Source organism: Mycobacterium sp., from assembly GCF_032162105.1.
Classification (GTDB): Bacteria; Actinomycetota; Actinomycetes; order Mycobacteriales; family Mycobacteriaceae; genus Mycobacterium.
In genome coordinates this window covers 1-17,557 of record NZ_JAVRPS010000595.1, presented here as the reverse complement: position 1 = coordinate 17,557, position 17,557 = coordinate 1, and the positions used below count along the sequence as shown (strand labels likewise).

Genomic DNA, 17,557 nt, shown 5'->3' with positions numbered 1-17,557 from the left:
GTGAGCCTCGGCAAACGAAAAGGCAAGATCGTGGTGGAGTTCGGGTCGGTCGAAGACCTACAGCGAATAGTGGACTTGATGAACGCGACCAAACCGTGACCAACCACACGGCGTAATTACGTCACTGTGACACATCGGCTCCGCGAAGCCCCTGTCGCCCGCACTCCGAGGAGGAAACACGTTGGGCACCAACGGGATTGGATGCGGAGCGGGGTTCAGGGCGGCGTCGGCGCCGACCGCGAAGCCCGCCGCGACCGGCATCACTATCCTGGAGGGGCAACCGTTGATGTCTGGACCGTCTGAGAACCGGGGACTCTAGTGTCGGCACGAATCACGCCGCTGCGGCTCGAAGCCTTCGAGCAGCTGCCCAAGCACGCGCGCCGCTGCGTGTTCTGGGAAGTCGATCCGTCGACCTTGCCTGGCGAAGACCACCTCGCCGACCCGGAGTTCGAGAAGGAAGCCTGGCTGTCGATGGTGATGCTCGAGTGGGGGTCGTGCGGTCAGATCGCCGTGCAGTGTGATCCCGACGGCCTGTCCACGGATGACGCGCCGTGCCTGGGCTACGCGTTCTACGCACCGCCGCGCGCCGTCCCGCGGGCGGGGCTCTTCCCTAGCGGCCCGGTCAGTGCGGATGCCGTTCTGCTCACCTCGATCGGGATCGAAGCCACCGACGATCCCGACGGGCTGCCGCGCGGCCTGATCGCGTCAGTCGTGGGCGACCTCGTCCGCCGCGGCGTCAGGGCGTTGGAGGCGTTCGGACGGACGGCCGAAGCCACCGAACTCAGCGACCCCCGGCTGGTGCCACCCGACCTGCGTCCCGTCGTCGAGGTGCTCGGCGACTGCTCGGTCGAGCAATGCATCGTCGACGCGGACTTCCTGGGCGACGTCGGATTCGAAGTCATTGCCCCGCACCGCTACTTCCCCCGGCTGCGTCTCGAGCTGGAGCAGGGGCTGGGCTGGAAGGCCGACGTGGAGGCGGCGTTGGAGCGCCTGCTGGAGAGTGCCCAACTGCGACCGGTCGGTGCCGGCGCAGTGCCGTGCGTGTAGCGGACCGTCAGGCCTGCGCGGCGCGGCCGGCCTGTTCGACCGACAGCTCGTGGGCCAAAAGCTCGGCGAACGTGAACGTGCCGGTGGGCCTGTCGTTCTTGCCGAGCAGGTAGAGCCGCTTGACCGCAGCCAAGATGCCCTCGGCGATCGAGTCACGGGTCTGTGGCGACACCAATAGATCGCGGTCGTGCGGATTGGTGAGGTAGCCGATGTCGACCTGAACGGTCGGCATCCGGGTCAACCGCAGCAGGTCCCACGTCCGGCCATGGGTGCGGCAGTCACGTAATCCGGTGCGCGCCGCGACTTCTCGTTGAATGAAGTCGGACAGATTGCGACCGATGGTGGATACCGAGCCGTGCGAGTTGCCGAAGTGAAACGACGCAAGGCCGTTTGCGGCCGACCCGGGCAGGGCAGCACACCGCAAGCTGATCATCAGGTCGGCGCCGACGGTGTTGGCCGTGGCCGCCCGTTCGGCGTCCGATGGGCTACGACCGACGGGCCGGGACAGGAACGTCTCCATGCCGATCGCGGTCATCCGCCCTTCGAGGCGACTTGCCAAGTCCCACAAGATGTCTGCCTCGCTGATCGGACCCGACGGGCCCTGCATGATCGGGCCGTGGTCGTCACCGCCGCGACCAGGATCGACGATGACCCGCTTGCCCGAAAGGCGCGGACCCGAACGCCGGACCAGCTCTTCCTCGTTGATGGCGTGCAGTGAGCCGCCGGTGACCCGGGAACCAAGAAAGTACAAGGAGCGCAACGTCTCTGGGCCGCAGATGCCGTCTGGGTAGAGCCCGTACTCACGCTGGTAGGACATCAGCCCGTTGTGCGTCTGCAGGCCGAAGTGTCCGTCGACGAGGCCGGTGTAGAAACCGAGGTCCTGCAACCTGGCCTGCAGGGTGGCGACGTCGTCGCCGTACATCGGCGCCCCGAACTGGTGGGCCAACGTGCGGGCTCCGAGCCGGTAGGACGCCTCCTTGAGCGCGCGATAGGTGGCCTCCCCGACAACGCCGTCGACGAGCAGCCCGCGATGCTGCTGGAACGCGCGGACCGCTTGATCGAGCTCGTCGTCGAAGGCATCGAGTGCCACGTGTTTGCCGGTGGTGAGATCCGAATCCGGGCTGTTGATGATCCCCAGGGCCGCCAGGGCTGCCCGAATCTCGGTCACGGGGCCGCCCCGGTCACCGCGACGCAGACTCGACATACCTGGCCTTTCGGGTCTCGGATGGCAGCGAACCAACGCTGGCGACTGCAATGAGAGGCGGAACAGCCTTGAAAGCATTGTCGCAGACGTCCCCGAAGATCCGGAAACCTACAGGCCAGGGGTAAACCTGGCGACCCGCGTCGTTAGACCACGTCGGCGAGCTCGCGCAGCAGCGCAGCCTTGCCCTTTGCCCCGACGATCCGCTTCACCGCAGCACCGTCCTTGAACAGGATCATCGTCGGGATGGACACCACCTGGAAGTCCCGCGCGGTCGCCGGGTTCGCATCGACGTCGATCTTTGCCACGGTCAGCTGACCGGCCTTCTCGGTGGCGATCTCTTCGAGCACGGGAGCGACCATCTTGCACGGTCCGCACCAGGTGGCCCAGAAGTCCACCAGCACGGGAGTGCTGCTGGACAGCACGTCATCTGAGAACGAGTCATCGGTGACGGCGACTGTCGCCTTGGTGTCACTCATGGTGGTGCTCCATTCGTTGGGAAATCGGGGACGGGTCAGACGTTGTCGGTGAGCCAGCGCTCGCTGTCGATGGCAGCGGAACACCCCATGCCGGCAGCGGTGACGGCCTGGCGGTAGGTGTGGTCGACGAGATCGCCCGCGGCGAACACGCCGTCGATCGACGTACGGGTGGTGCGTCCCACCACCTTCACGTAGCCCTCGTCGTCGAGCTCCACCTGACCGCGGACCAACGCCGAGCGCGGATCGTGGCCGATTGCGACGAACACGCCGGTGACGGCCAACTTGGACTCCTCGCCGGTCACGGTGTCGCGCAACCGCAAACCGCTGACCTTGGGCTCGCCCTCGACCTCGGTGACCGCGGTATTGGTGAGGATGGTGATCTTCTCGTTGGCCTTGGCCCGTTCGAGCATGATCTTGGAGGCGCGGAACTCCTCGCGACGGTGGATCAGGGTGACGCTTCTGGCGAACCGGGTGAGGAAGATCGCCTCCTCCATCGCCGAGTCGCCGCCACCGATCACCGCGATGTCCTGATCGCGGAAGAAGAACCCGTCGCAGGTGGCACATGTGCTGACACCCGTGCCGATGCGTTCCTGCTCACCCGGTATGCCGAGATACCGCGCGGCGGCACCCATCGCGAGGATGACGGAGTGGGCCTGGTAGGTCTCGTCACCGACGGTGACGGTCTTGACCGGTCCGTCGAGCGACACCTCTTCGACGTCCTCCATGCGCATGTCGGCGCCGAAGCGCAGCGCCTGTTCGCGCATCTCCTCCATCAACTCGGGGCCGGTGATGCCTTCCTTGAAGCCGGGGTAGTTCTCCACGTCGGTGGTCGTCATCAGGGCGCCGCCGAACTGGACGCCTTCGAACACCAGCGGCTTGAGCTGGGCACGCGCAGCGTAGATGGCTGCCGTGTACCCGGCAGGGCCGGAACCGATGATGATCACGTCATGAACCGTCGGAGAGGTCATGTCCGCCTTTCTGCCCCTGCGTGGCCATCCGCGTTGGGCACGCATATAACACCAGCGTAAGCCCGGCTGTTCCCCACGGTCGGGTGGGACGGGTCATGGCCGGGTCACCACCCGTTCGGCGAGCATTCCGGTGTCCACCGAACTGCAGTTGAGCGCGACCACGACCGCATTGACGGCCCGTGGCGTGTCACCGGGCAGCAGCACCAGCACGCCTGACCGGTCGTCGACGGCAAGCGGCCGCGCACCGAGCACCGCCGCCGACGTCGGATAGCCGAGACCGCTGAGGCATGACGCGCGTCGTTGCGGATCGGCCAGCGGCCCGAGGTCGGGTGGCTGACGGAGCAACTCCAGGATCTCCGGATCGGTCATGCGTAGGCCGCTCGCCGGTCTCGACACGGTGATGCGCTCGGCGGTCGGGTCCGTCGCCGCCGGGCGGTCGGGGGTGTGCAGCAGCATCACCGTGCCGACGCCTGCCGCCACCAGCGCCGCGCCGACGCCGACCGCGGCCGCGGCGACCCGCAATCGGGTGCCCGACCGGCGCGCCGCATGGGCCGCGGTCACGGGCGACGGCTCGACGACGTGGTGCATCGGCGGCGGCTCGGCCCGCAGCGCGGCGGCGATGCGTGCGGTCACCTCGGGCGGCGCGTCCGGTGCTGAGGCCGGATCGGTGCCAAGGTCGGCAAGATCGCGCCGGACCCGGTCCAGCCCGGCCATCCGGCGGGCCGGCTCGGGATCGTCGCGGACGCGGCGACGGATCATGGCGGCGGTGTCGTCGTCGAGCAGTCCGGCCTGAAGATCGGCGAGCAGCGCCAGCGGAATCGGGGCCGATGGCCCGTCCGTGTCGTCGTTCACTGTCACTCCCGTGGTCCGCGTTGCGCGATGGGCGCCGGGTGTCGCTATGCGCGCAGTCTAGGGAATGGTCGTAATGGCCACCGGCGTTGATTGAAGGGGGATGCTGGAAGTGGCCGCTGCGCGGCCTGGGAAAGGATCATCATGGCTGGGCATCGACGCACGCTCCTCGCGATCGGATCGGCCGTGACGTTCGGGGCAGGAGCACTGGCCATGGGGATGGGTCTAGCGACCGGCCTCGCGGTCGGGGCGGGTACCGCGTCCGCCGAACCGTGCAGCCAATTCATCCAGCCGTTCAACCCGTACATCCAGACGTGCGGGATCCCCAATCAGCCGGTCACGGTGCCGGGTTCGTCGCCGGGCGCGGGCGCGATCATCGCCTGTCGCAACATCCCCGGTTGCCTGTCGCAGGTCGTCAACGGCCCCGGCATCATTCAGGTGCCGCAGCCGGACACCAGGGTTCGGCAGAGTCAGTAACGACCGGCGCGAAGTAGTCGAGCGTCTCGGCGAGTTTGGCGCGCGCCCGCGAGCACCTGCTCTTCACGGTGCCCTCGGGGACACCGAGAACCCGGGCCGTCTCCGCGACGGAGAACCCTTGCATGTCGACCGCCACGACGGCGGCGCGCTGCTCGACCGGCAGGCGCATGAGCGCGCGTTCGACCACGAGGGCGGTGTCCACCCGCGGCGTCGGATCGCCGACGTGGCAGGTGTCCTCCTCAAGCACTGTAGTGAGGTGAGACTTGTTGCGGCGCAGCCGATCCAGGCACGCGTTCACCACGATCCGGTACAACCAGCTGCTGACCGACGCGTCATGGCGAAACCTCGGTGCACTGCGGTGCGCCGAGAGCATCGCGTCCTGGAGCGCGTCGGCGGCGTCCTCGGGAGTGCGGCTGCTGATCTGGGCGAGCCGGTACAGCTGCCGATGGTGGCGGTAGAACAGTTCCTCGAAGGCGTAGCGATCGCCCGCGACGTGCGCGACGAGCAGCTCGGCATCCGACCGGTCTGGGTCGGCAATTCCCCCGAAGTTGCCCACAGCCGAACCTTAATCACCCCTGGACCACCCGCTTGACACTTCTTCAGCCGGACCGGCCCAACGGGCTGCTGAACAGCGCGGACGTCCCCACCCGGCCTGGGGATGGTGCGTTAGGAGGCGGGCTTGAGGGTGATGTCCGAGAGCGCCGACTCGCTCTTGCCGCCCACGTTGCCCAGCGTCGTGATCCACACCAGCACGTTCGACGTCGGCGTCGGGTTGGTGATGGTGATCGTGTTGGAGCCGGTCTTCATCGGCGTCGGCGGGCTGAGCTCTGTGGTGTCGTTCAGCGACGCAGGGGTCGGGGTGTCGGCGGACCGAATCTGGATCGACGTGCCGGTGCTGTTGAGGCTCAACGTCACCGAGGCCAGCGCGGTGGGCTTGGGAAGCTGCAGCATCAACCCGACGCCGTCCTTGAAGTTCGGGAACGGCACCGCGTCGCTGTAGGTGTCCGTGGTCCACGCCGTCGCCGGGTTGCCGTCGATCGCCTGGCCGGCCATGGCCGGGTTGTCGGCTTCACCACCCGGCGAGAAGACCGTCGCCCGTACCGGTTTCACGACGCCGGTGTTCGCGGTGCTGCTGGAACTGGGCGGGCTGTTCAGCCCGAGTTGGTCCCCTGCGAGCGGCCCACCGACGTCACCGAACATCCGGCTCAACACGGTGGCCAGGACGACGAGCGCGATGACGAGGATCACCGCGCCGACGCTCATGCCGATCACCAGCCCCTTGCGCCTGCGCGCCAGCGCCTGCGGATCGGGCTCCGCGGTGAAGTGCCGCTGCGGCGCTGCCGGCTCGTCGACCGGCGTGATGGTCTCGGTGCGATCGGCGACGGCGGTGGCCTGCTGAAGGAGGTTGAGCAGCGTCGGCGCGGACCGAATGCCACCGTTCTCCTGAACCGCGCGGGCCGCTGCCGCCGAGATCTGGAACGGGATGTCACGGTCGACGGCGCGCGGCTCGACGGGCTGTCCTGCGGCGTCCAGCTCGGCAGGCTCCATGCCGCTGCGGACCCCCGACTCGGGGAGCGGCCACCGGTTGATCAACAGTGCGTAGAGGGCGGCGCCGATGCCGCGGATGTCGTCCTCCGGCGTGGCGGTGGGCATCGTGGCGGGGAACGCGAGCGCGACGTCGCCGTCGATGCTGACCCGCACCCGGCCAGGGTGGTCGATCGACAACGCGACACCCTCGCGGTGCGCGGCCTCGGCCGCCGCGGCCAGCGACTGGATGGCGCGAGCCCCACCGATCGGCGACGGCGCGGTCTCGGCGACCTCGGCGAGCGATCCGCCGCGGATCCACTCCGACACCACCAGCCCGCCCGACCCGGTCTGCGCGACGTCCAGCACCCGCGCCACGCCGGGCGTCTCCAGGTGACTCAGGCGCATGGTCCGCGACAGGATCTCGGACAGTTCCGCGTCCGGCAGGACGGCTTCGGGGTCGACGAAGGTCAGCGCGACCTGACGGTCCAGCGCGGTGTCCAGTGCGTGCCAGAACTGGAGATGGGGCGGACCGCCGTGGAACACCAGCAGTCGGTAGCGCCCGCCGGCGATGGTGGCGCCGGGAATGAGGTGGACGTCGTCCTCGGCGGTGGCCGCCTCGATCGGCGGCTCGTTCGGCATGCCGAGGGTGAGCGGTTCGCGAGTCGGGTCGCCACCGTAGTCGGCGGGTGGGCGGCCGGAGGTGGGGTAGGAGGCGTCGGGCGGCACGTCGGGCTGGAAGTCGTCGGCGGCCGGGCGCGGGATGCGGGTGGTAGCACCGGCGTCGCCGAACGCGGAGCCGCCTGCGGAGTCGTCGGTCACCGCCGGTCCTTTCCGCAGCCTGGCTCCGGCAACCCCTGCCGGAGGCTCGCCCCGTGGCACCGCGACACTTTGACGTGGAGGTCCCGGGTACGAATTCCTCTGATCAGAGTACGTGAGGGGACCCATCGGACGCGGTCGGTCGGGCCGTACCGGTGGCCCGGCGGCTACCGCCGCAGGTGGGCCTCCCCGGCGCAACCGGCGCCGCACCCAGGCCAGCGCGGTCGCCGCCTCGGGCACCTTCGCCGCCAGCAACACTCCCGCGACGATCGGCAGCATCAGAAGACCGAGCAGCAGCAGGCGCAGCAGCGAGCCCGCCCCGCCACCGTGCTCGGTGAGCGACTCCAGGCCGGCCAGCTGGTCCACCACGTGACCGACGAGTCCGGCGAGCAGGGAGGCCGTGATCGTCACCAGGATGGTGCGCACCACGGCCAGACTGAGCAGTCGGCCGCCGGGCGGGTTGAGGTTGACCCGCAGCAGGACGTAGCCGACGGTCGCTCCGGCGAGGAAGCCAAGCCCGTTGGCCAGCCCGAGGTATCCGGCGACGAGCTCGCGGTCGTCGGTCAGGTATGGCGCCGCCACCGAGCCCACGATCTTGACCACGGTGATGACGATGATCACCAGGATCGGCGTCCACGGCTGCTCGCGGGCGTAGAAGACCCGCAGCTGAAGCAGCACCAGCGCGTAGGGGATCAGCGTGAACGCGGACAGCGTGATGGCCATGCCCAGATAGCCGGCGTCCACCTCGCCGAAGTTCCCGTATGCGAACAGCGCGCTGCCGATCGCCGGGCCGCCGACCGTCATGAACGCCACGATCGGGATCAGGGTCACCATGGTCAGCCGGGTGGCCAGCGAGAGGTCGGCCAACACCGCGGGGTTGTTGTTGGCGGCGGCGTTGCGGGACAGCCGCGGCATCACCACGGTCAGCACCGTCACGCCGATCATGCCGAACGGCAACATCAACACCAGCCAGGTATAGGTGTAGATCGCCGGGCCCGAAGCCGCTGCGCCACTGGCGATCCGGTTGCCGACGATCAACCCGATCTGGCTGATCAGCACGTAGAGCACCATGGCCGCCGCCATCGCGCCGAATCTCTTCAACCGGTCGTCGAGGCCCCACAGCGGACGCAGGCTGATCCGCTCACGGCGGATGGCGACCAGCAGCACGACGACCTGGGTGACGGTGCCCAGCGTCATCCCGATGCCGAGCACCAGTAGCTTCGCGGTGCCCATCCGCACCGGATCGGTCGAGAGTTCGCCAGGGACAATCAGATACACGCCAAGCGTGGCGATGGCCACCACGTTGTTGCACACCGGGGCCCAGGCCGGTGGCCCGAACACGTTGCGGGTGTTCAGGATTGCCATGAACACCGACGAAAGTCCGTAGAAGAGCACCTGCGGTAGCAGCAAGTAGGCGAACGCGGTCGTCAGCGACCGGTTGACCTGCGTGTCGCTGCCCAGCATGAGCCGGACCAGCAGCGGGGCGGCGATCACCGACAGCACGGTGGCGACCAGAAGCAATGCGGTGGCCAGCGTGACGAGTCGGCGGACGAAGGCGGTGCCGCCGTCGGCATCGTCGCGCTCGGCGCGGGCGAGCACCGGCACGAAGATCGCGGTGAAGGTCGCCTCGAGCACCAAAGCGGCGATCAGGTTCGGCAGCTGGTAGGCCACCGAGAATGCACTGGCCAGCGCCGCACCGAGGATGGTCGCGAGCAGCACGATGCGGATGAAGCCGGTGATCCGGCTCATCAGCGTCGCAAACGCCATGCCCCAGGACCGCGACACCACCGCGGCGTCGGAGAGTTCCTGCCGACCGGCGCGGCGGCGCGGCGCGGGACCGCGGCGGATCCGCTGATGTGGCGGCGGGGGTACCGGTCGGCGGGGTGGCGGTGGAGGCGGCTGCCAGCGGGGTGGTGGGGGTGGGGGCCGACGCGGCGGCAGCGCCGGCGGCAGGGGAGCGTTCACGAGTCGTCCGGTGCGTGGGCGATCGCCACGTCGAGCGGATCGGGGTCGCCGGCCTGTGCGTTGCGGCGCCGGGGCCGGTCGAGATCGGCGCGGTCGGGCTGGCCGCGGAAGCGGTGCCACAGGCGCCGCCCGGCCAGCAGAACGAGCACGGCACCCGCTGACAGCGTGATGAAGAAGAGGACCTTGCCGTACGCATTGGAGTGCACGGACAGCCGCACCGGCTCGCCGAGCGGCAGCCCGTCGGCAGTGCGCAACGCCACGTCCACGGCCACCCGCTGGGTGAAGTGCACCTCGATCGGCACCCGCAGCGGCAGGAATCCCGGCGGCAGCTCGATCTCACCCATGTCGGTGACCGTCATTCCCGGCGGCGCACCGACGTCCAACCGCACCCGGATCGGCACGGGCAGGTCGTTGCGCAGCGCCAAGGGCAGCGGGCTGCGCTCGGTGGCCAGGGTGTAGGACCCGCCGGGGTTGACGATGGTGACGGCGCCGAACAGATCGTCGACGGTGGTGCCGACGGTGTGCACGCGTTGCCCGGCCATGCCGTTGCGCGCGTCGCGTGGCAGCGACTGACTCAGCGCCCGCAGCAGGTCCTCGCGCAGTGGTGCGGTGTATTGCGTGCCGGTCAGTCCGGTGCGCGCGTCGACCGTGAGCGCCGACGTCAGACCGCCCAACCTGTCCGACGCGGCGGCGACCTCGTCGGTCACCGAGTCGTCGAAGCGGGCGCGCGCATTGCCCAGCGTCTCGCCGGGCAGCGGCTGGTCGTCCGGCGGCACGGCCGCGCTCTCGGCGATCACCGCGGTCAGTGGCCGCGGCACGGTCAGCCCGGCGTGGATGGAGGTGGCGAGGGTGGACAGGATGGCCGTTGCGTCGTCCGGCGTCAGGTCCCACACCAGTGGCGGGACGACGATCTGGGTGCGTGGCTCGGTGTTGGGGCGTAGCCCGCGCCACAGCAGCGACGCCAGCGCATCCTGGAGCCGAGCGACGGCGGAATCGTGTCGCAGCGGCACGTCCAGCGATTCGTCGAGGTACGACGGGGCGGTCGGGGTGCGGCCGGCTCCGGCCAGCGCCGCACCGACCATCGGGTCGAACGGCGCGGTGACCACCTGGGGCGTGTAGCGGCGCGGCGCGAGGTCCAAGGGCAACGGTTCACCGTCGGCGGCGTCCTGGAGCGTGAACTCGGGGGCCGCGATCGCGACGGTCGGCCCCTGCTCCGAGAGCAGCTGAACCGCCGTACCGGTGAGCGGGCCGTCCCCGATCAGGGTCGCGCCAGGAACGGACTTGATGCCGAGGATCTTGTCGACGATCGCGCCCGCATCGCTGGTCGCGACCGCGCCGAGGCCCGCGTCGCCGACCCGCCGCAGCGCGCCGAGGTCGGCCTGCGCGTACACCGACGGCGCAACGCACATCCGCTGGGCGAGGGTCTTGAGCCGGTTCAGCCAGTTCACCGCGGCGTCCTGGCCGGTGCCGGGGTGGGTCGGGGAGGCCAGCCCGCCGTCGGGCACGTCGTTGACGACGTAGCCCAATGTCATCGCGTTCACGGTGACCAGCAGGTCGGGGTCGACCGCGAGGCACGTGGCGCTGCGGACCTGGCCGCCGGGGTCGACCGCGGGACTGGTCGCGAAGTCGATCGCGTTGAGCAGCGTGTCGAGCCGGCCGCCGCTGCCCAGCGAGGACGCCAGGTCGTCGTCGACCAGGCGCACCGGTGTGGTGCCGCCGGGCACGCCCGCGGCCAGCCGGGGCCGGTCGGCGAGCGGCCACAGCATGGTGATGCGGGTCGGCCGCGACGTATCGGGTGCCACCACGGCCGACAGCGTGTCGGCCGCATCGGTGGACGGGTCGGGCGGCACGCCGAGCACGGGAAGCAGGAAGCGCGCGTCGTCGAGGCGGGCGGGCGCGCCGTAGTCGGGAGTTCCGTTGACGTTGACGAGCACGGGGTAGACGCCGGGCTCGTCGATGCGCAGCGACGGCAGTTCCGCCGAGCGCACCGGATAGGACAACGTGAACGGGACGTTCTGACCCCGGTCCAGCTCAGGGGCGACCGTCGTGAAATCGGCCACTGCCTCGTACTGGTCGACGCCGCCGGCCAGGTTGGTGCGCAGACCGGCGGACGACGACACCGCCGCCGCACGCTCGAGCCGTACCATCACGTCGCGCACGGGACGGTCACCGACGTTGGTGACCGTGCCCGCGACGGTGACCATGGGTTCGCTAGTGGTGCTCATGGTGTCGGGGGTGACCCGGTCGATGTGCAGCTGGAGGAAGGGCGTCGAGCCGGGCTGGCCTGCGGCGACGCGAGGTAGGAGTGCGGGTACGACGATCAGCGTCAGCAGTGCGGCGACGGCCAGCAAGCGCGACAGTGCCGTTCCAGCCGTGCTAGCCGTCATGGCACCTCACGGACCCTGGCCGCAGCCGTTCGCCCGCCGGCCAGGTTTTGGGGGTTGCGTGGACTCGTCGGGTCGACGGTTTCGGGTGTGCGAGTGGGTCTGGGCGCGGCGTCGTGGCGAGGAGTGCGGTAGCGGCGGCAGCGCCGTAGGTCCGTCGGTGTGCAGGCGGTCGATCAGCTCCCCGGCGACCTCGGCCAGGCGTCGTTCGTCGGCGTAGGCCAGCTTGGCGGGAAGCTCTTTGACGGGCACCCAGGCCACCTCGCTGACCTCGACGTCCTCGTCGGAGAGCTCACCGTCGAGGAAGCGCATGAGGTAGTGGTGCACGGTCTTGTGCACACGCCGTCCTTCCGTGACGAACCAGTAGTCGATGCTGCCGAGCGCGGCGAGCACGCTGCCCTGGATCCCGGTCTCCTCGGCGACCTCGCGGATCGCGGTCTGCTCGGCGGTCTCGCCGAGCTCGATGTGGCCCTTGGGCAGCGACCACAGCATCCGGCCCCGCCGGTCGACCCGTCCGATCAGCGCTGCCACCTGGTCGTCCTTCGGGCCGTCGATGCCGTCGATCACCAGACCGCCAGCCGAGGTCTCGTGCACGGTGCGCAGCCGTTCAGGAGGACGGCGGCTGGGACCGGGCCTGTGACGGTCGTCGGTGGGCTTGGCGGAGCCGTTGGTGTGGCGGGGTTTGGTGGGGTCGGCGGACGGGCTGGGATTCGCCGGCTGCGCGATGGCTTCCGGCGGACCTGCCGAGCGTCGTCCGCGGCGCCTTCCGCGGCGCCGTCGTGGTTTGGCTCGTTCGCCCTCCGACACCCAAGCGATAGTAGCTGCCATCGAAGTTTCGCCCTCGATGCACTCGCGTTCGTGGTCGGCTTGTCGCCTGGTCGTTATGTCGCCGTGAGCACGGTTGAGGCTCGATGGAAAGATCTGCGAACGTGTCGAACGATCCTCATGCCGACGTGGAGCTGTTGGCCGCCGTCAGGGCGCTGCAGCCGCACGCGCCGATGCTGCGCGAGTTGGGCGGATTGTTCGCTGATGCCGGCCACCAGCTGTACCTGGTCGGCGGCAGCGTCCGCGATGCGCTTCTCGACCGGGTAACCCAGCCCGACCTGGACTTCACCACCGACGCGCGGCCTGAACGCGTGCAACAGATCGTGCGCCGCTGGGCCGACGGGTTGTGGGACACCGGTATCGAGTTCGGCACCATCGGCGCCATCAAGGGCACGCAGCGGGTGGAGATCACCACGTTCCGCGCCGACACCTACGACCAGGTGTCGCGCAATCCGCAGGTGCGCTTCGGCGACACCCTCGAAGGCGACTTGGTGCGCCGCGACTTCACCGCCAACGCCATCGCCGTGCGGATGGACCCGTCGGCGCCGGGCGGGCTCGGCGAATTCTGTGATCCTCTAAGCGGTTTGGCGGCGTTGCGGGCCGGCGTGCTGGACACCCCTGCGGCGCCCGAGGTGTCATTCGGCGACGATCCGCTGCGCATGCTGCGTGCTGCGCGGTTCGTCTCGCAGCTCGGCTTCGTGGTGGCGCCGAGGGTCCGCGAGGCGATGCAGCGGATGGCGCCCGAACTCGGCCGCATCACCGCCGAGCGGGTGGCCGCCGAACTGGACAAGCTGGTGCTGGGCGCCGACCCGGTCGCGGGCATCGACCTGATGGTGCAGACCGGGCTCGGCGAGGTGGTGCTGCCCGAGGTCGGGGCGATGCAGATGGCCATCGACGAACACCATCAGCACAAGGACGTCTACCAGCATTCGCTGACGGTGCTGTCGCAGGCCATCGATCTGGAGGAGCAGTCCGGCAGGCAGGAGCGGAGCGACCCGGGGGTCAGTACCGGTCCGGATCTGGTGCTGCGCTGGGCGGCGTTGCTGCACGACATCGGCAAGCCAGGCACCCGCAGGCACGAGGCCGACGGCGGTGTGAGCTTCCACCACCACGAGGTGGTCGGCGCGAAGATGACCCGCAAGCGGATGCGGGCGCTGAAGTACTCCAAGCAGATGGTGGACGACGTCTCCCAGCTGGTGTACCTGCACCTACGGTTCCACGGCTACGCGGATGCCAATGGGGCTGGGAAGTGGACGGACTCCGCGGTGCGCCGCTACGTCACCGACGCCGGGCCGCTGCTGGACAAGCTGCACAAGCTGGTGCGCGCTGACTGCACCACCCGCAACAAGCGGCGGGCCGCGCGGCTGCAGGCCAACTACGACAGCCTCGTACAGCGCATCGCCGAACTGGCGGCCAAGGAGGACCTGCAGAAGGTGCGGCCCGACCTCGACGGCAACGAGATCATGCAGCTCCTCGGCATTCCGGCCGGCCCTGAGGTAGGGGAGGCCTGGCGCCATCTCAAGGAGCTGCGGTTGGACCGCGGACCGCTCGACCACGACGAGGCCGTCGCCGAACTGCAGAAGTGGTGGAACGCCAGGGGCTAGGGGCGCGTCCAAGTATCCATGGACTATTGCCTGGGCGACGGCGACGGTACGGCGGCGATGTGGATGGCCGAGCCCAATCTGGACTTGGACGGTGACGGTGTCTTCGACGCGATCGGGCTGGACTTCGACGGCGATGGACTCCTCGACGACGCGCTGGCCGACCTCGACGGCGACGGTCTTGTCGACCACGCCGTCCTCGACCTGGACGACGACGGGCACCCCGAGGCGTCGTTCACCGACGACGGGTCGGGGACGTGGGCGCTGAGCGTCGACTCGAAGGGGCGAAGCGGGGAGGTGCGCTGGTTCGGGCTGGACGGCGCCGAGGCGGTCGGTGGGCCGATGGTGGACTTCGACGGTGACGGTGCGGCCGATGACCGGCTGCTCGACGCCGATCGGGACGGCCTGGCCGACCGGGCACTCGTCGGCGATCAGGCGTACGTCGACGGCGACGGTGACGGGCGGTGGGACGTCCGGCTGGCCGACACCGACGGCGACGGTGCTGCCGACGCGGCCGCGGCTCTTTAGTCTCGCCCGACACCCGGTGGGCCGGCGAACGCCTGCGCGATCGTCAACCACTGCCGAGCATCGGCGCCTTCGGCCGTCACGTCGAGCTCGGCGCGCGGCCGGCGCTGCGTGACCAGCATGCAGAAGTCCTCGGCCGATCCGCTGACCCGTTGCGGGGCGTCGGCGGGGCCCCACGACCACGTCGTGCCGTCGGGTGCACGCAGCTCGACCAGGAACGGATCGGCTGGCGCGGGCAGCCCGTGTACCGCAAACGCGAAATCCCTTGTCCTAACTCCGATGTGGGCGACCGAGCGCAACCGGTCCGTGGCGGGGCGCGACATCCCGAGGGCGTCGGCGACGTCAAGGCCGTGCGCCCAGGTCTCCATCAGCCGGGCCGTTGCCATCGACGTGGCGCTCATCGGCGGACCGAACCACGGAAGCTTGCCGCCGTCGGCCACCACGAGGAGTTCGTCGTGCAGCCGGGCCCGGGTGCGTCGCCAGTCGGCCAGCATCTCGGCGGGTTGCATCGCGGACAGCTCCTCGGCACCGGCGTCGACGAACCCCGTCGGATCCTTGGTCGCAACCGTCAGCAGTTCGCCGAAGCCCGCTTCGTCGGTGACGGCGACGACCGCGACCCGGTCGGTCCACAGCAGATGGGCGATCTGGTGCGCGACGGTCCACCCCGGTGCGGGGGTCTCGATGCGCCAGCGCTCGTCAGGTAGGTCTGCGATGAGCGCGTCGAGTTCGTCGCTCTCCGCACGAAGATCGGCCACCACTGAGTCCGCACCCGCCATGCGCGTCACCCTAGACCGACGGGCTGGATCGCCTGCCGATCGCGGCGTGCACCAGCAGGCCGACGAGGTACACCACCGCGCCGGACACCACCAGCCCCGGCGCGTGACCGTTGGCGGGCATGACGGCGGCCGACACCGCGATCGCGCCGATGAACGACACCCAGAACAGAGAATCCTGAACCGTGAAGACGTGGCCGCGCAGCGCGTCGTCGACGTCCAGCTGCATGGCTGAGTCGGCACAGAGCTTGACCACCTGGCCGGTGACGCCGAGCAGTAGGCCGCACAACGTCATGAGCGGCAGCTGCAGCCCTGACGCGCCCAATTGGAAGACCGCCGCCAGCCCGAGCGCGCCGTTGGCGGTGGCGAAGCGTCCCCACCGAAGGATCGCCGGTGGGGTGAGGAACGTGGCCACGAAAGCCCCAAGGCCCGTCGCGGCGACGAACAGCACCACGGTGCCGAGCCCGGCGACGTCGCGCATGCCGGTGTGCCGGACGAGCACCAGCACCAGCAGCGTGTTGATGCCGAACACGATCCGGTGGGCGGCCAGCCCGGACAGCGTGGCAGCGACCGTTGGCACCGCCAACACGGTCCGGATGCCGTACCCCCAGCCGGTGGCCACCGCGTAGGCCACCGAACCGTGCACGGCCCTGGCGCTGTCGTCGGGGCCGAGCACGTGCGGCTTGAACCGCACCGACAGCCACAGCGCGAGTGCGACGGGCACCAGCGCGATGAAGATCACCGAAGCGGCACCGGCGTCGCCGGTGCCGAACAGCCAGCGCGGCAGCAGCATGAAGTTGGCGCCGAGGAACGCCGCGGCCGCACCGGTCGCGGTGGCCACCGAGTTCATCGTCACCACCTGCTCCCTGGCCACGACGTGCGGCAGCGCGGCGGAAAGGCCGGACGACACGAACCGGGTGAAGCCGTTGACGATCAGCGCCCCACACAGGATCGTCAGCTCGCCCGCGCCGACGGCCAACAGGATGGCCACGCCGAGCATCATCACCAGCCGGGCAAGGTTCGCGCCGACGAGCACCATCCGGCGGTCCCACCGGTCCAGAAGTGCACCCGCGAACGGGCCGAGGAGCGAGTACGGCAGGAACAGCACCGCGAAGGAGCCTGCGATCTGCCACGGTCCTGCGGCGCGCTCGGGACTGAACAGCAGGGCACCCGCCAGCCCGGCCTGGAACACGCCGTCGCCGAACTGGCTGACTGCGCGCAGCTCGAGCAGTCGGCGAAATTCGGGCAGCGCGCGCACCGACTGCCACAAGGCAATGGGTGCGCGAGATTCGGTCACGTCAGATCCGATCTTGTCGAACGGTGTTACGCCGAGATCGGCAATCCCATCCACACTACAAATATCCCGGCAGGCCGGGTCTGTTCGCCACGTCAGACGGGTGCTGGTGACATGATGGACGGGTGGCGCATTCAGACGACCCGGAGGACTTCATCGCCCCCTCGGTGCATCGGGTACGTGCGGGAACGCTGCTGCTCGCCAACACCGATCTGCTGGAGCCGACGTTCCGGCGCAGCGTCATCTACGTCGTCGAACACAACGACGGTGGCACGCTCGGCGTCGTACTGAACCGGCCCAGCGAGACCGCCGTCTACAACGTCCTGCCGCAGTGGGCGAAGCTGGCCACCAAGCCCAAGACCATGTTCATCGGTGGACCGGTCAAGCGGGACGCCGCGCTGTGCCTGGCCACGCTGCGGGTCGGAATGGACCCAGCAGGTGTGCCGGGCCTACGACACGTGCAGGGCCGGATGGTGATGGTCGACCTGGACGCCGACCCGGACGAGGTCGCCCCCATGGTGGAGGGCGTGCGCGTGTACGCCGGTTACTCCGGGTGGACCATCGGTCAACTCGACGGCGAGATCGAGCGAGAAGACTGGATCGTCTTGTCCGCCTTGCCATCCGACGTCCTGGTGGAGCCCAGGGTGGATCTGTGGTCGCGGGTGCTGCGGCGTCAGCCGTTGCCGCTGTCCCTGCTGGCGTCGCATCCGATCGACGTCAGCCGGAACTGAGCTCGCCCACTTCGGCGCGCGACATCCGGCTGGCGATCGCCGCGCACACCACCAGCTGGATCTGGTGAAAGATGATCAGCGGCAACATGATCAAG

General features: G+C 69.5%; 17 protein-coding genes. 6 read left to right on the top strand and 11 right to left on the bottom strand.

What is annotated here, in order from left to right; genetic code table 11:
- Together QOC69_RS30475 and QOC69_RS30470 are read left to right on the top strand one after the other, a co-directional pair.
- Positions 1 to 99: hypothetical protein (locus tag QOC69_RS30475; protein WP_526446245.1), on the top strand; the 99-nt coding region annotated here is incomplete at its 5' end.
- A gap of 219 nt (positions 100 to 318) precedes the next feature.
- Positions 319 to 1,047, top strand: a complete 729-nt coding sequence (locus QOC69_RS30470) for an acetyltransferase (RefSeq protein ID WP_526446242.1) — start codon at positions 319 to 321, stop codon at positions 1,045 to 1,047.
- A 7-nt stretch (positions 1,048 to 1,054) separates the two neighbouring features.
- On the opposite strand, the gene QOC69_RS30465 is transcribed toward QOC69_RS30470, so the two are convergent.
- The 4 genes from QOC69_RS30465 to QOC69_RS30450 form a co-directional block, all read right to left on the bottom strand.
- On the bottom strand, positions 1,055 to 2,251 hold the full coding sequence (locus QOC69_RS30465) for an N-acetylmuramoyl-L-alanine amidase (protein WP_526446241.1): 1,197 nt from the start codon (positions 2,249 to 2,251) through the stop codon (positions 1,055 to 1,057).
- Positions 2,252 to 2,394: 143 nt separating this feature from the next.
- Positions 2,395 to 2,727: a thioredoxin gene (gene trxA / locus QOC69_RS30460; RefSeq protein WP_526446240.1), complete on the bottom strand. Its 333-nt coding sequence runs from the start codon at positions 2,725 to 2,727 to the stop codon at positions 2,395 to 2,397.
- Between the two features lie 35 nt (positions 2,728 to 2,762).
- Positions 2,763 to 3,695 (bottom strand): thioredoxin-disulfide reductase, encoded by a 933-nt coding sequence (gene trxB / locus QOC69_RS30455; protein WP_526446239.1) that lies wholly within the window; start codon positions 3,693 to 3,695, stop codon positions 2,763 to 2,765.
- A 93-nt stretch (positions 3,696 to 3,788) separates the two neighbouring features.
- Positions 3,789 to 4,547, bottom strand: a complete 759-nt coding sequence (locus QOC69_RS30450) for an RsmA family anti-sigma factor (protein ID WP_526446238.1) — start codon at positions 4,545 to 4,547, stop codon at positions 3,789 to 3,791.
- A gap of 141 nt (positions 4,548 to 4,688) precedes the next feature.
- On the opposite strand from QOC69_RS30450, the gene QOC69_RS30445 reads away from it, so the two are divergent.
- Positions 4,689 to 5,021, top strand: coding sequence for a hypothetical protein (locus QOC69_RS30445; protein ID WP_526446237.1), 333 nt, complete (start codon positions 4,689 to 4,691; stop codon positions 5,019 to 5,021).
- On the opposite strand, the gene sigM is transcribed toward QOC69_RS30445, so the two are convergent.
- The 4 genes from sigM to QOC69_RS30425 form a co-directional block, all read right to left on the bottom strand.
- The gene (gene sigM / locus QOC69_RS30440) at positions 4,975 to 5,577 is read right to left on the bottom strand and encodes an RNA polymerase sigma factor SigM (RefSeq protein WP_526446236.1); all 603 of its coding nucleotides are present in this window, start codon (positions 5,575 to 5,577) and stop codon (positions 4,975 to 4,977) included. The genes QOC69_RS30445 and sigM overlap by 47 nt on opposite strands.
- Positions 5,578 to 5,687: 110 nt before the next feature.
- Positions 5,688 to 9,305, bottom strand: a complete 3,618-nt coding sequence (murJ, locus tag QOC69_RS30435; protein ID WP_526446244.1) for a murein biosynthesis integral membrane protein MurJ — start codon at positions 9,303 to 9,305, stop codon at positions 5,688 to 5,690.
- A 20-nt stretch (positions 9,306 to 9,325) separates the two neighbouring features.
- Positions 9,326 to 11,716: a DUF6049 family protein gene (locus QOC69_RS30430; protein WP_526446235.1), complete on the bottom strand. Its 2,391-nt coding sequence runs from the start codon at positions 11,714 to 11,716 to the stop codon at positions 9,326 to 9,328.
- 6 nt (positions 11,717 to 11,722) lie between these two features.
- The gene (locus tag QOC69_RS30425; protein ID WP_526446234.1) at positions 11,723 to 12,520 is read right to left on the bottom strand and encodes an NUDIX hydrolase; all 798 of its coding nucleotides are present in this window, start codon (positions 12,518 to 12,520) and stop codon (positions 11,723 to 11,725) included.
- 122 nt (positions 12,521 to 12,642) lie between these two features.
- Between QOC69_RS30425 and QOC69_RS30420 the strand changes: the two genes are divergently transcribed.
- Together QOC69_RS30420 and QOC69_RS30415 are read left to right on the top strand one after the other, a co-directional pair.
- Positions 12,643 to 14,142 (top strand): CCA tRNA nucleotidyltransferase, encoded by a 1,500-nt coding sequence (locus QOC69_RS30420; RefSeq protein ID WP_526446233.1) that lies wholly within the window; start codon positions 12,643 to 12,645, stop codon positions 14,140 to 14,142.
- Positions 14,143 to 14,160: 18 nt separating this feature from the next.
- Positions 14,161 to 14,667 carry a pullulanase gene (locus tag QOC69_RS30415; protein ID WP_526446232.1) on the top strand — a complete coding sequence of 169 codons (507 nt, stop codon included), beginning with the start codon at positions 14,161 to 14,163 and terminating at the stop codon, positions 14,665 to 14,667.
- Here QOC69_RS30415 and QOC69_RS30410 read toward each other — a convergent pair.
- Both QOC69_RS30410 and QOC69_RS30405 read right to left on the bottom strand, forming a co-directional pair.
- Positions 14,664 to 15,440, bottom strand: coding sequence for a TIGR03084 family metal-binding protein (locus QOC69_RS30410; RefSeq protein WP_526446231.1), 777 nt, complete (start codon positions 15,438 to 15,440; stop codon positions 14,664 to 14,666). The two genes, QOC69_RS30415 and QOC69_RS30410, sit on opposite strands and share 4 nt — an antisense overlap.
- A 10-nt stretch (positions 15,441 to 15,450) precedes the next feature.
- On the bottom strand, positions 15,451 to 16,734 hold the full coding sequence (locus QOC69_RS30405) for an MFS transporter (protein WP_526446230.1): 1,284 nt from the start codon (positions 16,732 to 16,734) through the stop codon (positions 15,451 to 15,453).
- A gap of 122 nt (positions 16,735 to 16,856) precedes the next feature.
- Here QOC69_RS30405 and QOC69_RS30400 point away from each other — a divergent pair, with 122 nt between their 5' ends.
- Positions 16,857 to 17,462, top strand: a complete 606-nt coding sequence (locus QOC69_RS30400; RefSeq protein WP_526446229.1) for a YqgE/AlgH family protein — start codon at positions 16,857 to 16,859, stop codon at positions 17,460 to 17,462.
- Here the strand turns inward: QOC69_RS30400 and QOC69_RS30395 are convergent.
- Positions 17,449 to 17,550 carry a hypothetical protein gene (locus QOC69_RS30395; RefSeq protein ID WP_526446243.1) on the bottom strand — a complete coding sequence of 34 codons (102 nt, stop codon included), beginning with the start codon at positions 17,548 to 17,550 and terminating at the stop codon, positions 17,449 to 17,451. The two genes, QOC69_RS30400 and QOC69_RS30395, sit on opposite strands and share 14 nt — an antisense overlap.
- Positions 17,551 to 17,557 lie beyond the last annotated feature (7 nt).

Excerpts from the sequence above, each read along its gene's own strand:
- QOC69_RS30395 (WP_526446243.1), bottom strand. The coding sequence starts at position 17,550 with ATGTTGCCGCTGATCATCTTTCACCAGATCCAGCTGGTGGTGTGCGCG.
- trxB (WP_526446239.1), bottom strand. The coding sequence starts at position 3,695 with ATGACCTCTCCGACGGTTCATGACGTGATCATCATCGGTTCCGGCCCT.
- QOC69_RS30415 (WP_526446232.1), top strand. The coding sequence starts at position 14,161 with ATGGACTATTGCCTGGGCGACGGCGACGGTACGGCGGCGATGTGGATG.
- QOC69_RS30410 (WP_526446231.1), bottom strand. The coding sequence starts at position 15,440 with ATGGCGGGTGCGGACTCAGTGGTGGCCGATCTTCGTGCGGAGAGCGAC.
- QOC69_RS30430 (WP_526446235.1), bottom strand. The coding sequence starts at position 11,716 with ATGACGGCTAGCACGGCTGGAACGGCACTGTCGCGCTTGCTGGCCGTC.
- QOC69_RS30445 (WP_526446237.1), top strand. The coding sequence starts at position 4,689 with ATGGCTGGGCATCGACGCACGCTCCTCGCGATCGGATCGGCCGTGACG.
- trxA (WP_526446240.1), bottom strand. The coding sequence starts at position 2,727 with ATGAGTGACACCAAGGCGACAGTCGCCGTCACCGATGACTCGTTCTCA.
- QOC69_RS30465 (WP_526446241.1), bottom strand. The coding sequence starts at position 2,251 with ATGTCGAGTCTGCGTCGCGGTGACCGGGGCGGCCCCGTGACCGAGATT.